We start from the raw sequence: 13,559 nt of genomic DNA on the forward strand, positions 1-13,559 counted from the left end.
GGGAGGTCTGATCTTGCACCATGGCCGTTTTTTCCCGAACCTCCCGCCGCCTGGCCGCCTCGGCCGCGCTGATCGCCGTCGGCGCCGTTGGCTGCTCCGAACTGGACAGTTGGCAGCGCCAGGCGATTTTCGCCCCACAGGCGGAACAACAACACTGGTGGCGCGAGCCGCCGGCCGGCACCGATGTCTTCGATCTTCCGCTGGCTGGCGGGGAAGCCATCAGGGCGTGGTATTGGCCCAGCCCCTTGCCGAACGCACCAGCCGTACTGTATCTGCATGGCGCGCGCTGGAATCTGAACGGCAGCGCCTTTCGCATGGAAGCCTGGACCAAGTTGGGGTATTCGGTGCTGGCCATCGACTACCGGGGCTTCGGTGCGTCCAGCCCCCGCCTGCCCTCAGAGCGCTCGGCGTTGCAAGATGCCCAAGTCGCGCTCAGAGAACTGGCTCGCCGCCAACCCGATCCGGCGCGCCGCTTCGTCTATGGGCATAGCCTGGGCGGCGCCATCGCCATCGACCTGGTGTCACAGCCGTCCCAACCCGAGATTGCCGGCCTGATCGTCGAGTCCAGCTTCACGAGTATTGCGGCGATGATGACCCAGTACAAATGGGGTACTGTGCCCGGCGCCTCATGGCTGGTGACTCAACCCTTCGACTCGCTGGGCAAATTGGCCCGTTTATCCACGCCCCTGCTACTGTTGCATGACACGGCCGACCGCGTCGTGCCCGACCACATGAGCGACGAGCTCTATGCCGCCGCCGTCAACGTCCCACCGCCCCTCAGGCGCCTGGTGAAGATAGAAGGCGGGCCCCATTCGGGCGGTGTACGGTCTGGTATCCGGTACAACCGGGCCGTGGCGGACTTCGTGCGGGGTGCCGGGCACGCCCGGCGCCTCGCGGACCAGCCTCTCAGCGGCTGATCACGGGCCGGTCGGCCTCATCCCAGGCCAGCCGCCGGGCGCTGCGCTGGGAGGCATTGACCGGAATCATCTGACTCAGCCTCGTCACGGACAACCCGTTGCCGACCAGCCACTCGCGCAGCTCGGCGCTGGCCAAGACCTCGAACTCCGCCACCCGCTGCTGGCCGTGCTCGACAGGGCCGGGCAGCGCCGGATGGCACATGATCAGATCCCCATCGAGCGCATTGGCAAGCCAGTGATGCAGCAGCGTTGCATAGTGGCGCTTGCCGCCCGTAAAGCCGTAGGCCCCGAAGAAGCGGCCATTGGCCGGCCAGCCTTGCTGGCACAGTTGCCCTGCCAGCGCATGCCCGCCCAGGCCGGCAATGACATGCGCCTTGGCCACGGCAGCCCATGGCAGTCCCTGCAGCGCCCCTGGCTGCGTCAGACGCAGCCAGGGGCGCTGACCCGGATAGCGCCGCTGCAGGGCCTGCAGCAGAGGGCCGCGCACCCCGGGGAGTTGATGCACATGCTGATGCCCGTCGATATAGTGGGGGGCCTGCCCCATCTCATCCTCGAAGGCGTCGAGCTGACGCTCGATGGCCTGGCTGATCCTCTGCGGATCCAGGCGTCCCGCGTAGGCGCGCACCAACAAGGCACACAGCGGCAACATGTCCCTGTCCGCTGCCGACAATGGTTCAGACAGGTTCAAGTGCAGCCCGATGTCGGTGTCGCTGGCCTTCAGTTGCGCAACGTGGCGCGCAAAGCTCGCTCCGCCCGACATGCAGCTGACTGCGCTCAGGATGCCGGCATCCAGCAATTGAAAAATTGCGTGGTCGATGCACGCATCCATGCCAAAATCGTCGCCGCAGACGGCGACACGCCGCCCCTGAGCCGATGTTTTCATTGCCATACCCCTATCTTTGCCTTCCGCATGCCCACACTGTTGCGTCAAATTGCCTTGTTCATCGTTGTGGGGTGCGCGGCCGCTGCCACCCACTGGCTGGTCGCCGTAGGCTTTGTCGAATACGCCGACCTGGCTCCGGCCTGGGCCAATGTGGTGGGCTGGCTGGTTGCCTTCGTCGTGTCCTTCACGGGTCACTACCAACTGACTTTTCGTCATCTGACGCTCTCTTGGATCCTAGCCGCGCGGCGTTTCTTCCTTGTGTCAGCGGCCGGCTTCGCGGTCAACGAGGCGGCCTACGTCTGGTTGCTGCACACCACCCGGCTGCCCTACGACGTGCTGCTCGCGTTGATTCTGATCGGCCTGGCCGTGCTCACTTTTGTGGCGAGCCGCCTGTGGGCGTTCCGCCACACACCCTCTGACGCACCGCGTCGCTGACATCCAGCAACCAGACCTGCCGGCGGCCATCGACAAAGCGGGGCGACTGTCCGCGTATGGCGGCATAGTTGTCGCCATCGGCGGGCTGGCCCCAAACCCAGAAACGTGCACCATTGGGTGCCGCGCACACGCGTTCATTGAAGGTGGCGTTGGAGACCAGCACACGCTGCCCGATCGCAGGCTCGAACATCGCCGCGTCAAAGAGCTCCTTGCGCCAGTTGTCCCGAGTCGGAATTTCGGGGTTGGACCAGTCGTCGACGACCCACACCGGCTCGGTCGAGGCCGTGTAGATTCCCAAGTCGAAGGGAAAGTGGTGCAAAGCCACCATGGTGTCGTAGGGCTGCGCTTCGGCTCGGACTTGCTCGCCCAGCGGACCGCTGCCGCCACGCGGATTGAAGGTCGCCACGAGTATGCCCGCCAAGCACAGCACCGCTGCGACCGCCAGCGACGCCCAGACCCTGCGGTACATGCCCCGGTTCCACGCGGGCATCACCGTCTCGGTCACGAGAAACGCCAGCGCGGGGACGGCAGGCAGGATATAGCCGATCAGTTTGGAGCTGGGCAGCGAGAAAAAACCCACCGCGACGACCAGCCATATCAGCATCAGGCGACGCAGCCCGTCGCTGTCTTCCGCTCCCCAGAAACTGCGACGCAAGGCCCCTCCCATCCACAAGGACCATGGCAGCGTCAGTCCAGCCAGCACCGGCGGATAAAACCAGAAAGGCTGGACGTTGTTGAATCCGGATAGCGCGAAGCGCTCGAAATGCTGATAGATGAAGAAATAGTGGAAAAAGCCGGGGTAGCGCACCTGCATGTACGCGAACCAAGGCAGCGCAACCACGGCAAAAGCCGCCAGTGCCGGCGGCCAGATCAGGGCTTTGAAGCCCCGTCCGTCGCGCCGCATCACCAACCAGCCCAGCAAGATAGCCCCGGGCAGCACAATACCGATCAACCCCTTGGCCAGCACGGCCAGGGCGGCCAGCACGGCTGTCGCCAGGGACATCCGTCGCCAGGGCAGGCCGCCAGCGACTCGCAAGATGGTGTCTGCACCCGCGAGCACACAGAGAGTGATCATGCCGGCCACTGACATATCCATATTGGCGAACTGCGCTCCACCGTAGAAAAACGGCATGGTGCACAGCACCCCCACGACGCCCAGTGCGAAGCGCTCGCCCCGATAACGTCGGGTGAAGGCGTAAATGCCGGCGACGCTGGCCCAGGCGATGAGCAACGAGGGAAGACGTGCGGCCCATTCCGTGAGTCCGAACAGCGCAAACGATATCTGAGCCAGCCAGTAATAGAGAGGCGGCTTATGAAAGTAAGGCATGCCGTCCATGAGCGGCACAAAGGGCGAGTGGCTGCGCAGCATCTCCCAGGCCACACCGGCATAGCGGCCCTCGTCGGGCAGGGTCAGCGGACGCGACCAGGCCAGTCCCATCAGCCACAGCGCCACCCCGGTCAGGACCAGCCAGGTGTAAACCCGAGGGCGTGCCGCCACGCGCGCAGCAAAAGCAATCGTGCTCATCGCGACCCCGCCTTGCGCGTGGCGCGCGCACGGCCGCGTCGCTGACGTGCTACGTACAACGGCCTGCCTTTGACCTCGTCGAAGATGCGTGCGACATATTCACCGACCACCCCCAGAGAGAGCAGGTTGATGCCGGCGAAAAACAGCAAAGCGGTCATGATGGTGGTCCAGCCGGATACCGCGTTGCCAACGATCAGATAGGCCGCGACCAGATAGGCGCCGTACATCAACGACAGCAGCGCAAACGCCAACCCGAGGACACTGAGTGCCCTCAACGGCCAGGTCGTGAAGGCCGTCAGCCCATCGAGGGCCAGGCCGAACAGCCGCATGGGCCGGAAATGGCTGCGTCCGTGCAGACGGGTATCTGGGGTATACGGCAGCGCTTCGCTCCTGAAGCCCACCCAGGCATAAAGCCCTTTCATGAAACGGGTACGCTCGGGCAGCGCGACAAGCGCCTCGACCACACGGCGGTCCATCAGGCGGAAATCCCCCGCGCCGGCTGGCACCTGAACCCGGCTGCCGGAAAGCAGGCGGTAGAACCAGCGCGAACCCCAGCGCTTGAACGAGGTTTCGTCGTTACGGTCGCGGCGCACCGCATAGACCATTTCGGCGCCTGCGCGCCAGCGGCGCAGCATCTCTTCGATAAGAGAAGGCGGATGCTGCATGTCGGCATCCAGACAGATCACCACCTCGCCATCTGCGGCTTCAAGCCCGGCGCTGATGGCGGCTTCCTTGCCGAAATTGCGCGCCAGTTGCACGTAACGAAAGCCATCGATCGCGGACCATTCGGCCATGAGGTCCGGGGTGGCGTCGCTGCTGCCATCGTCGATCACGATAATCTCCCACCCGGAGCAAAGTGCATCCAGACGGCTGCGCAACAGGGGCAGAAGAACGCGCAGGTTATCCGCTTCGTTGAGGCAGGGTACGATGCAGCTGACCTGAGCCTCGACAAAGAAGGAACGGGTTTCGCCTGCCAGTTCGAGTGGGGCGGTGGCGGACTGACGCGAGAGCGGAAAAGCCTTGGAGCGGAATTCGACTTGCATGGTGCGGACCCAAAAGAGGGTTGAATGTGCAGCAAGTATGCAAATCGCACCGTCAAATTTTTATCAAATCAGCCCAGTCCCGCGAAAATCCACGCATGGTTGCATGCATTTGCGGCAGCACGCAGAAAAAACCACGCAAGCAGCTGTTTTTATTGATGTTTATGTCTTCCACTCTTATTTGCCGCGCGTTGAGCGCCAGCGATCTGCCCCTGATTCTTCGTCTACAGGCCGAGCTTTACCCTGCCGAGCTTCACGAAAGCGCTGCCTTTTTCATGAATCGCATTGCGCTGGCCGCGGCAACGTGCCGCGTCGTCATGAACGCGCAGCGGCTGGCCGGCTATCTGATTGCCTACCCCTGGGACTCGGGTTTGCCGCCTGCGCTGGATCTGCCGCTGGACGCGCTGCCCGTTCGCGCGGACTGTTGGTTCGTGCACGATTGTGCCGTCGCTCGCTGGGCACAAGGCAAAGGGGTCGCTCGCATGATGCTGCGCGACAGTGCCCGCTCGGCCGCACAGGCCGGCCTCACACGCGCCAGTCTGGTATCGCTGGCGTCGGCTGTGACCTACTGGGAAAAACAAGGGTATGCCGCCGCGACGTCTTCGGCTGATCTGGCGCGCAAACTGGCCGGCTACGGCACAGGCGCGGTTTACATGAGCCGCGCGTTGCCTGCTCAGTAAAAAGAACTGAAGGTGATATAGGCCTTGTAGAGTATGGTCAGCAACGCCACGATCAAGCCCAACCCCATCAAACCCAGACCCAGATTGCGGTCACGCAATCCAAACCCCAGCAGCATGAGCGCCACGGCCAGGCACACGATGATGAGCATGGTGTTGGTATTCGGATGCATCGGTTCATTCTCCTGATCGGGGTGTGTCGGTGTCGTTCCAGCCTCCGCCCAGGGCCTGATACAGCTTGACCGTGACCTGGGCACGGGCGGTGCGCACCTGCGCCAATTCGTCGTCTCGGTGCAGGGAGTCCAACTGGGCTTCCAGCACCTCCTGCAATGTCTGTCGGCCGGCGTCGTACAGCCGCCCCGCCTGCGTGGCGTTGCGCCGTGCGGTACCAGCGGCCTGCAAGAGCAACTGCTCGCGCTCATCCAGCCCGCGCCGCATGCCATAGGCATTATCGACGTCCTGCAGCGCGTCCAGGATACTCTGATCGTAGCGCGCCAAGGCCGCTTGCAACCGAGCATCGGCGGCCTCGACATTGGCCGCAATCCGGCCAGCCGTGAAAATAGGCAGGGTCACGCCAACACCGAAGAGCCCCGCGCTTCCTTGGAGAGCAGGCAGGCCGGCCACATCCAGTCGTCCATCACGCAGCAAGAAACTCAACGAAAAGCGCGGAAACCATTCCGCCCGGGCACTGCCCAGGCGGGCGGCATAGGCGCTGACTTCGTGAGCGTGTGCGCGTACATCCGGGCGTCGTGCCAAGACTTCCGACGGCACAATGCCACCCGGCGCATCGGGCACGGCAACCGTCGGGGGCTGTTCTGGCAAGGTTCGCAGCGCCTGCGCCGGCTGCCCCGTGAGCACCGCCAACCGACGCAGCCGCACGTCGAACTGGCTGACCAGCAGCGGCTGCTGCGCGCGGATGTTTTCGGCTTGGGCTTGAGCCCGATCCACGTCATAGCGTGTCACCTGCCCGGCGCCAAACCGCCCTCTGGCATAGCGCAGCAACTTGTCGCTGGCGTCGATGCTGGCCTGTAGCACCCGCAGCCGGGCCTGCAGCCCACGCTCCTGCAGATAGGCCTCGGCAATATCGGCGGCCACCAGCATGCGCACACCATAGAGCCGCTGCTGCATGGCCGCAGCCGCTTCGCTGGCGGCAGCGGCATCGCTGCGCCGGCCCCCAAAAATGTCGACCTCCCAGACTGCCGCCACGCCAGCCAGGTAATCGGTCACCATCGCCGTGTCACGCGGCAAACCATGCGGTTGCCGAAGCTCGGCCTTGCCCCGCTGGCCGCCGGCGTGCGCGCCAAGATTGGGGTAGAGCGCCGAGTCCACCACCACCGCCAGCGCACGTGCCTCGCGCAGGCTGGCTTCGGCGGCCTTGAGGTCATTACTGTTGGCAAGGCCTTGCTCGATCAGGCCCGTCATGACCGGATCGTTCCAGCCCAGCCACCAGGCGCTCAGGCGAACGTCTGCGGCGCCCTGCGCGGGCACCTGATCGAAGTGTCCGGGCAACACCCGTTGCGGCGGCGCCTCGACACGCACGGCGCAAGCCGCGAGTAGCGCCGGCAAAAGAAAGGGTAGGAGTCGTGGCATCGAAGTCATCAGTCATCCCTGCCGTGCCAGCATCGAGCGAAACCGGCGCAGCGCCAATCCGAGGAAGATTCCTCCACACACAGCAATGGCCAGAAATTGCGGCCAGACAATAGCGAAACCGGCGCCCCGATACAGAACCGCCTGGGTCAACATAACGAATTGCGTGGTGGGCAGGATAGGCACCAGGCTTTGCATGACCGAGGGCATACTTTCGACCGGCGTGGCCGCGCCCGACAGCAGGTAGGCCACGACATAAACGGGCACGGCCAGAAGGCCGAACTGCGGCATCGTCGGCGCCAGGGTAGCCAAATACATCCCCAGTGCCGTCACCGAAAACAGGTAGATCGCCAGGCCTGCCATGAACAGCCACTCGGAGCCGTGCAGCGGGATGCCCAGGCCCGCCTGAACGACCCAGCGCAAGGACAGCATGGCTGCCACGAGAATCACCAGGCCATTGGAGAGGATCTTTGCCATCGCGATCTCGCTGGCGCGCACGGGCATGACCAGCAGGTGTTCGATCGTGCCGTGCTCGCGCTCGCGGATGACGGCTGCACCGACCAGGATGATGGCCAGCACGGTGACGTTGGTCACGATCTGCATGACAGCCGTGTACCAGGGCGATTGTGCATTCGGGTTGAACAGTTGCCGCGTGACCGGCACGACGGGCAACTGCGCCTCGATCCCCTGGGCATGGAGAAAGCCCAGAACTTCGCGCGCGATGATTTCATTGAGATAAGTCACGCCCAGGCCGGCCTGGGTCATGGCCGTGGCGTCGACCAATATCTGCACCGAGGGCTGGCGCCGCGCCAGCACGTCGCGCTCGAAATTGGGCGGAATTTCCAGCACGAAGATATATCGCCCGCGGTTCAGAGCAGCGTCGACCTCATCGCGGCTGATCGCCTCGGGTGGTTTGAAATACGGAGGCAGGATGGCATCACGCAGCCGATAAGACAAGTTGGACCGATCATTGTCGAGCACGGCGACCGAGGCGTTGGCCACCTCGGCCTTGACGCCATTGGCAACCGAATAGATCGCGGCGGAGAAAGCGAACACGATCAGTAGCAGCAAGGTGTAGTCGCTGGCCAGGCTGTGGAATTCCTTGCCGCACAACCGCATCACATTGCGTAGCCATTGCCGCATTCAAGCCTCCTGTTTGCGCAACAAAAGGCGAGCTGCTCCGATATAGAGCAGCGCGAACGCGGCCAGGGCAGCGTACATCGACAAGAAACTGTGCCAACCCAGGCCCTTGGTAAAGCCGCCCAGACTGATGAGCTGAAACCACGAAGACGGAAAGCCCACCCCCACCCAGTAACTGCTGCCAGTCAGCGTCGACACCGGGTACAGCAGCCCCGAGAAATTGACGGAAGGAATCAGGCAGAGAATGGCCGTGCCGAAAATCGCGGCTACCTGGGATCGCACGAACGTGGACATCAGCAGCCCCAGCGCCGTGGCGGCAAGCACAAAGAGCAGCGCACCGAGCGACAAACTGAGAAACGACCCTCGTAACGGCACCCGCAGCAGTACGATGCACAAAAACACCAGGCTGAGATAACTCATCATCGCCAACACCACATAGGGCATCTGCTTGCCCAGCAGGTACTGACCAACCGTGGCCGGCGAGGCATACAAATTGGTAATGGAGCCCATCTCCTTTTCGCGCACCACACCCAATGCGGTCAGCATGGTCGGGATGAGAATCAACGCCAACATCAAGATGCCGGGCGTGATGGCGTAGATGCTGCGAAATTCCTGATTGAACATGAAACGCGGATCGACGCGTGCCGGCAGCGAGACCGCCCCCTGCGGACGGGCCGCCATCAGGCTGGCGTTATATTCCAGCATGATTCCCGTCACGTAACCGCGCACATTCTCGGCGGTGAATGGCTGGGCGCCGTCAATGTAGAAACCAATGCGCGGTTTGTTGCCGGCCAAAAGTTCGCGCCCATAACCCGGCGGAATGTCGATGACCAGTTTGACCGATGCATCGGTGAGCCGCTGGGTGATCTGAGCATCGTTTGACAGCGGTGTCTGCGACCGAAAATAGCGCGACCCGGAAAAGTGTTCCAGCAACCGGCGGCTCTCGATGCTTTGGTCGCGGTCAAGCGCGGCATACCGGACGTTCTCGACGTCAAAGGACACGCTCCAGGCAGCGATGCACAGCAATACGATGGGGCCAAGAAGCGCGAACGCCAACCGCATGCGATCACGGCGCAATTCCAGTGCTTCGCGCTGCGCGAAGGCCCAGGTGCGCCGCCACCAGGCCAACGGGCCGGCTGGCACGCCCGGCGCGCTGCCGGCCAGATCGGCGTGGGGCGCGCTGGCCGTCTCCAGGGTCTGTTGCGGATCGGCGTGCTCGAGATAGGCGACAAATGCATCCTCCAGAGAGGCCGCATGCTCGCTGGCGGTAAGCTCGGCGGGTGTTCCGACAGCCAACACACGCCCGCGGTGCATGAAGGAAATCCGGTCGCAACGTTGCGCTTCATTCATGAAGTGCGTGGACACGAAGATCGTTACACGATCCTGACGCGACAGACGCAACAGATGGCGCCAGAACATATCGCGTGCGGCAGGATCCACGCCGGAAGTCGGCTCATCCAGAATCAGCACCTCGGGCCCGTGCAGGCAGGCTGCGGCCAATTGCAGACGCTGGCGTATCCCCAACGGCAGGCTCACGGGATGACTGTCGGCGACGTCCAGCAGCTCGAAAGCGTCCAGCGCACGTTCGACCGCCTGCCGCGCCTGAGCGCCCTCCATGCGGTAGAGATGCGCGTGGAGCAACAGATTCTTCTTTACCGTGAGCTCTTCATAGAGCGAGAACGATTGAGACATGTAGCCGACCTTCATGCGGGTGGCCATGTCACTGGCATCGCCTGGCTGGCCAAGCAAACGCGCCGTGCCACTGGAGACATCCAGCAAGCCGGTGAGCATTTTCATGGTCGTCGTCTTGCCACACCCGTTCGAGCCCAGAAAGCCGAAGATCTCGCCGCGCTCGATCTTGAAACTGACGTGATCGACTGCCACGAAACTGCCAAATTTCCGCGTCAAATCCACCGCCTCGATGGCGGCAGGCCCCGGCTGTGGCTCAAAGGGCGTGATGTCCAGCGGTTTCTGCTCGCCACGCCGCTGCGGCGGCAGGAAACTGATGTAGGCCTGCTCCAGCGTCTGCGCCTGCGCGCGCTGCATGACGGCGGCGGTAGCGTCGCAGACCAGCACGTTGCCGGCGTCCATCGCCACCAGGTGGTCGAATCGCTGCGCCTCTTCCATGTAGGCCGTGGCCACGACCACCGTCATGCCCGGCAATTCGCCGCGCAACGTGTCGACCAACGCCCAGAATTGGCGCCGCGACAGGGGATCTACCCCCGTGGTGGGCTCGTCCAGGATGAGCAGCTCAGGGTTGTGGACCAGCGCACAACACAGACTCAGCTTCTGCTTCATGCCGCCGGAGAGTTTTCCGGCGGGCCGGTCAGGAAAGGGAGCCAACGCGGTGGCGTGCAACAGGCGCTCGATGCGGCGTTTACGTGCCAGCGCATCCAGGCCATAGAGCCGCGCGAAGAAATCCACGTTCTCATAGACCGACAGGGTGGGATAAAGATTACGTCCCAGACCTTGCGGCATGAACGCCAGACGGCCGGCCAACTCGTTACGAAAGGCCGGGCGAGCAATATCTCCGCCCAACACCCGTATCCGACCCGTCTGCAGCCGTTTGACGCCGGCAATCAGGGACAGCAGCGTCGACTTGCCCACGCCATCCGGGCCGATCAGCCCGATGGTCTTGCCTGCCGGCAACGTCAACGACACCTCGCGCAGCGCCCACACCTGGCCATAGCGATGCGACACATCCTCCAGGACGATGGCGTCATCCATCGGTCAGTCTCCGGGCAACGCGACGTCCAACTCCGCGGGCCAGGCAGCATCGGCCTGCAGGTTGACGTAGGCATTGCCCGTCATTCCCGCTTTAAGCAGCGAGGCATAGCGCCTGGCAACGTCCGGTGGCACTTGCAGCTTGACGCGGTACATGAGCTTGTCGCGCTCGCTGACGGTCTCGACGTACTTCGGCGTGAATTGCGCCTCCGAGGCCACGAAACCCACTTTGGCGGGAATCACCGCCGCGGGCACCCCATCGAGCACGAGCCGGGCATCCTGACCAATCCGCAGATGGCCGGCGACTCGCGCGGGCCAGAAAACGGTCATGTAGATATCTGCGGTATTGAGCAGCGTGAGCACTCGCCCGCCCGCAGGCAGCACCGCTCCGACTTCAACGACGCGGTACTCGATGCGGCCGGCAACAGGTGCGCGAAGATCCATATCGTCGATGACGCTCTGGATACGGGCGATCTGCGCCTGGGCCTCGAGCCCCGCGGCCATGGCCTCGCCGACAGCCGCGTCCGCCGCCGCCAGGCCGGCGCTCTCGCCTTGCAAGGACAGTTGGCGGCGTTGCAACTCGATCTTCGAGACCAAGTCATCGCTGCGCAAGCCCTGCGTCTGCTGCAGTTCGATACGAGCCAGTTTTTCGCGTACCTGGCGCGCACCGGTTTCGGCTCGCGCACGCGCCACCGCCTGCTGCGCCCGCCCCTGCGCGGCCTGCGCGCCTGCCAATTGCGTGCGCATTTCGGTGGTATCCAGCCGTGCCAGGATCTGATCGACGGCCACCTCGTCGCCTTCGCTGACGGAGAGTTCGCGCAGCCGTCCCGCGTACTTCGTAGCGATGTCGATGCGGCCGACCTCGAGCCGGCCATTGGCACTGCCGATAGTGTCCGGCATATCCTGACCGCGATACTGGTTGACCCAGACCGCTCCCGCAGCGGCCAGCACAAGCAGCACGGCCACCGATCCCCAAACCAGCGACTTTTTCATCCGATCTCCACGACAGACAGTGGATGCCGGGCGCAAGACCGTGCCGCAGGCAGCGTCGCGCAAGTGCGCAACGTTTGCGAGCCGGACCGCTCAAGCGCCAGGCAGCGCCATATTATCTGCCGGCTCCTGCGCGCGGTTTGCGTCACGGCAGCCGGTCTTGCGTCAGATCAAGCCCTGCTAAACGCTCAGGCAGGCTGATAGGACCATACACGAAGCGGCGGCAAACCCCAACGTCCAACGCAAAAATGGCGCCATCGGCTAGGTAACGCAAAGGAGAAAACCAAAAGAAAAAGGTTCATCGCGGAATAGCGTGGAGCCGTGCTTGATTGCCGTTACGCTTGATCCTTGATTTTTCAAGGATCAAGGCCGGGATCATGCTGGACCGCAAGACGATCGAGAGGTTGGGTGGGTGGGAAGGTTATCGGGTGGAGTGGGTCGTGTGGCCTGAAGGTGAGAGCCGGACGGTCACGATTTACCTGAAGCCTTCAGCGCGAACGATGCACTGCGAGCACTGCGGCAACCGATGTCGGCAGGTGCATGAGACGACCACGCGCCGGGTGCGGGATCTGCCGCTAATGGCGCTGCGAGTGACGCTGGTAGTGCCGCGTCGGCGGGTCTGGTGCGAGCAGTGCGGTGGACCGCATCTGGAGAGGCTGAGCTGGCTGGGCCGTTACCAGCGAGTGACCGACCGGCTGGCCGAGGCGGTCAGCCAGTTGCTTGAGTCCAGCAACATTCTGGCCGTGGCGCGCTTCTTCCAACTGGGTTGGCACACGGTCAAGGCGCTGGACAAGGCCCTGCTGCGACGGGCGATCCAAGAGCCGGACTGGAGCCAGATCCACTACCTAGCGATGGACGAGTTCGCTCTACACAAGGGCCATCGTTATGCCACGGTCGTTGTCGATCCGATCCGCCGTCAGGTGCTATGGATCGGTGATGGCCGCTCGCGCGAGACGGCCAGAGCCTTCTTCGAACAACTGCCAACAGGAGTTGCCCAGCAGATCCGGGCCGTAGCGATCGACATGACGACGGCCTATGAGCTGGAGATCCAGGCCAACTGCCCCAACGCCGAGATCGTCTACGACCTGTTCCACGTCGTGGCCAAGTACGGCCGTGAAGTGATAGACCGGGTGCGTGTAGACCAAGCGAACCAGTTGCGGCACGACAAGCCGGCCCGCCGGGTGATCAAGTCCAGTCGCTGGCTACTGCTGCGCAATCGCAAAAACCTCGATCCGTGCCAATCGGTAAAGTTGGACGAGTTGCTCCAGGCCAACCAGCCCTTGCTCACCGCTTATCTGATGCGCGATGAGCTCAAACAGCTGTGGTTCTACCAACACCCCGGCTACGCCCGCCAGGCATGGGATCACTGGCTGCAACAGGCTCAGGGCAGCGGCATCGCCGCCTTGGCTCACTTCGCGCTCAAGCTAAAAGCCTATCTGCACGGGATTCTGTCTCGCTGTCGCCACCGGCTCAACACCAGCATCGTCGAGGGCATCAACAACACCATCAAAGTCATCAAGCGCCGCGCCTACGGCTACCGCGATCAGGAGTACTTCTTCCTCAAGATCCGGTCTGCATTCCCCGGTATTCCTCGATGAACCAAGAAAAAGCCCGCTGCCAAGAGCGGGCTTTTTCAGGTGT

12 protein-coding genes are annotated in these 13,559 nt (G+C 63.3%); 4 read left to right on the forward strand and 8 right to left on the reverse strand.

Going from position 1 to position 13,559, the window contains the following annotated elements; all coding sequences use genetic code 11:
- Positions 1-20: 20 nt before the first annotated feature.
- A complete protein-coding gene (locus LK440_RS13410; protein WP_005018681.1) occupies positions 21-917 on the forward strand; it encodes an alpha/beta hydrolase in 897 nt (298 codons plus the stop codon).
- On the opposite strand, the gene LK440_RS13415 is transcribed toward LK440_RS13410, so the two are convergent.
- The gene (locus tag LK440_RS13415) at positions 907-1,806 is read right to left on the reverse strand and encodes a ChbG/HpnK family deacetylase (protein ID WP_227944731.1); all 900 of its coding nucleotides are present in this window, start codon (positions 1,804-1,806) and stop codon (positions 907-909) included. The two genes, LK440_RS13410 and LK440_RS13415, sit on opposite strands and share 11 nt — an antisense overlap.
- Before the next feature lie 21 nt (positions 1,807-1,827).
- Here LK440_RS13415 and LK440_RS13420 point away from each other — a divergent pair, with 21 nt between their 5' ends.
- Entirely contained in the window at positions 1,828-2,235 is a 408-nt protein-coding gene (locus tag LK440_RS13420) for a GtrA family protein (protein ID WP_017685334.1), read from the forward strand.
- Here the strand turns inward: LK440_RS13420 and LK440_RS13425 are convergent.
- Positions 2,171-3,760: an ArnT family glycosyltransferase gene (locus LK440_RS13425; RefSeq protein WP_005018676.1), complete on the reverse strand. Its 1,590-nt coding sequence runs from the start codon at positions 3,758-3,760 to the stop codon at positions 2,171-2,173. The genes LK440_RS13420 and LK440_RS13425 overlap by 65 nt on opposite strands.
- Positions 3,757-4,803: a glycosyltransferase family 2 protein gene (locus LK440_RS13430; protein ID WP_005018673.1), complete on the reverse strand. Its 1,047-nt coding sequence runs from the start codon at positions 4,801-4,803 to the stop codon at positions 3,757-3,759. Before LK440_RS13430 ends, LK440_RS13425 begins: the two co-directional genes overlap by 4 nt.
- Positions 4,804-4,964: 161 nt before the next feature.
- On the opposite strand from LK440_RS13430, the gene LK440_RS13435 reads away from it, so the two are divergent.
- Positions 4,965-5,480: a GNAT family N-acetyltransferase gene (locus tag LK440_RS13435; RefSeq protein ID WP_025341329.1), complete on the forward strand. Its 516-nt coding sequence runs from the start codon at positions 4,965-4,967 to the stop codon at positions 5,478-5,480.
- Here the strand turns inward: LK440_RS13435 and LK440_RS13440 are convergent.
- From LK440_RS13440 to LK440_RS13460, 5 genes are read right to left on the reverse strand one after another with little or no spacing between them, the layout of a single operon-like run.
- A complete protein-coding gene (locus LK440_RS13440) occupies positions 5,474-5,650 on the reverse strand; it encodes a hypothetical protein (RefSeq protein WP_005018666.1) in 177 nt (58 codons plus the stop codon). The two genes, LK440_RS13435 and LK440_RS13440, sit on opposite strands and share 7 nt — an antisense overlap.
- Positions 5,651-5,654: 4 nt before the next feature.
- Positions 5,655-7,067: an efflux transporter outer membrane subunit gene (locus tag LK440_RS13445; RefSeq protein ID WP_005018665.1), complete on the reverse strand. Its 1,413-nt coding sequence runs from the start codon at positions 7,065-7,067 to the stop codon at positions 5,655-5,657.
- Between the two features lie 12 nt (positions 7,068-7,079).
- Entirely contained in the window at positions 7,080-8,207 is a 1,128-nt protein-coding gene (locus LK440_RS13450; protein ID WP_005018662.1) for an ABC transporter permease, read from the reverse strand.
- Entirely contained in the window at positions 8,208-10,931 is a 2,724-nt protein-coding gene (gene rbbA / locus LK440_RS13455; RefSeq protein WP_005020418.1) for a ribosome-associated ATPase/putative transporter RbbA, read from the reverse strand. It abuts the gene before it with no gap.
- A 3-nt stretch (positions 10,932-10,934) separates the two neighbouring features.
- Positions 10,935-11,921, reverse strand: a complete 987-nt coding sequence (locus tag LK440_RS13460; protein WP_005018658.1) for an HlyD family secretion protein — start codon at positions 11,919-11,921, stop codon at positions 10,935-10,937.
- A 374-nt stretch (positions 11,922-12,295) separates the two neighbouring features.
- Here LK440_RS13460 and LK440_RS13465 point away from each other — a divergent pair, with 374 nt between their 5' ends.
- Entirely contained in the window at positions 12,296-13,516 is a 1,221-nt protein-coding gene (locus LK440_RS13465) for an ISL3 family transposase (RefSeq protein WP_005016668.1), read from the forward strand.
- The last annotated feature ends 43 nt before the right edge of the window (positions 13,517-13,559 follow it).

Origin of the sequence: Bordetella holmesii, from assembly GCF_020735985.1 — a bacterium.
GTDB classification, from domain to species: Bacteria; Pseudomonadota; Gammaproteobacteria; order Burkholderiales; family Burkholderiaceae_B; genus Bordetella; species Bordetella holmesii.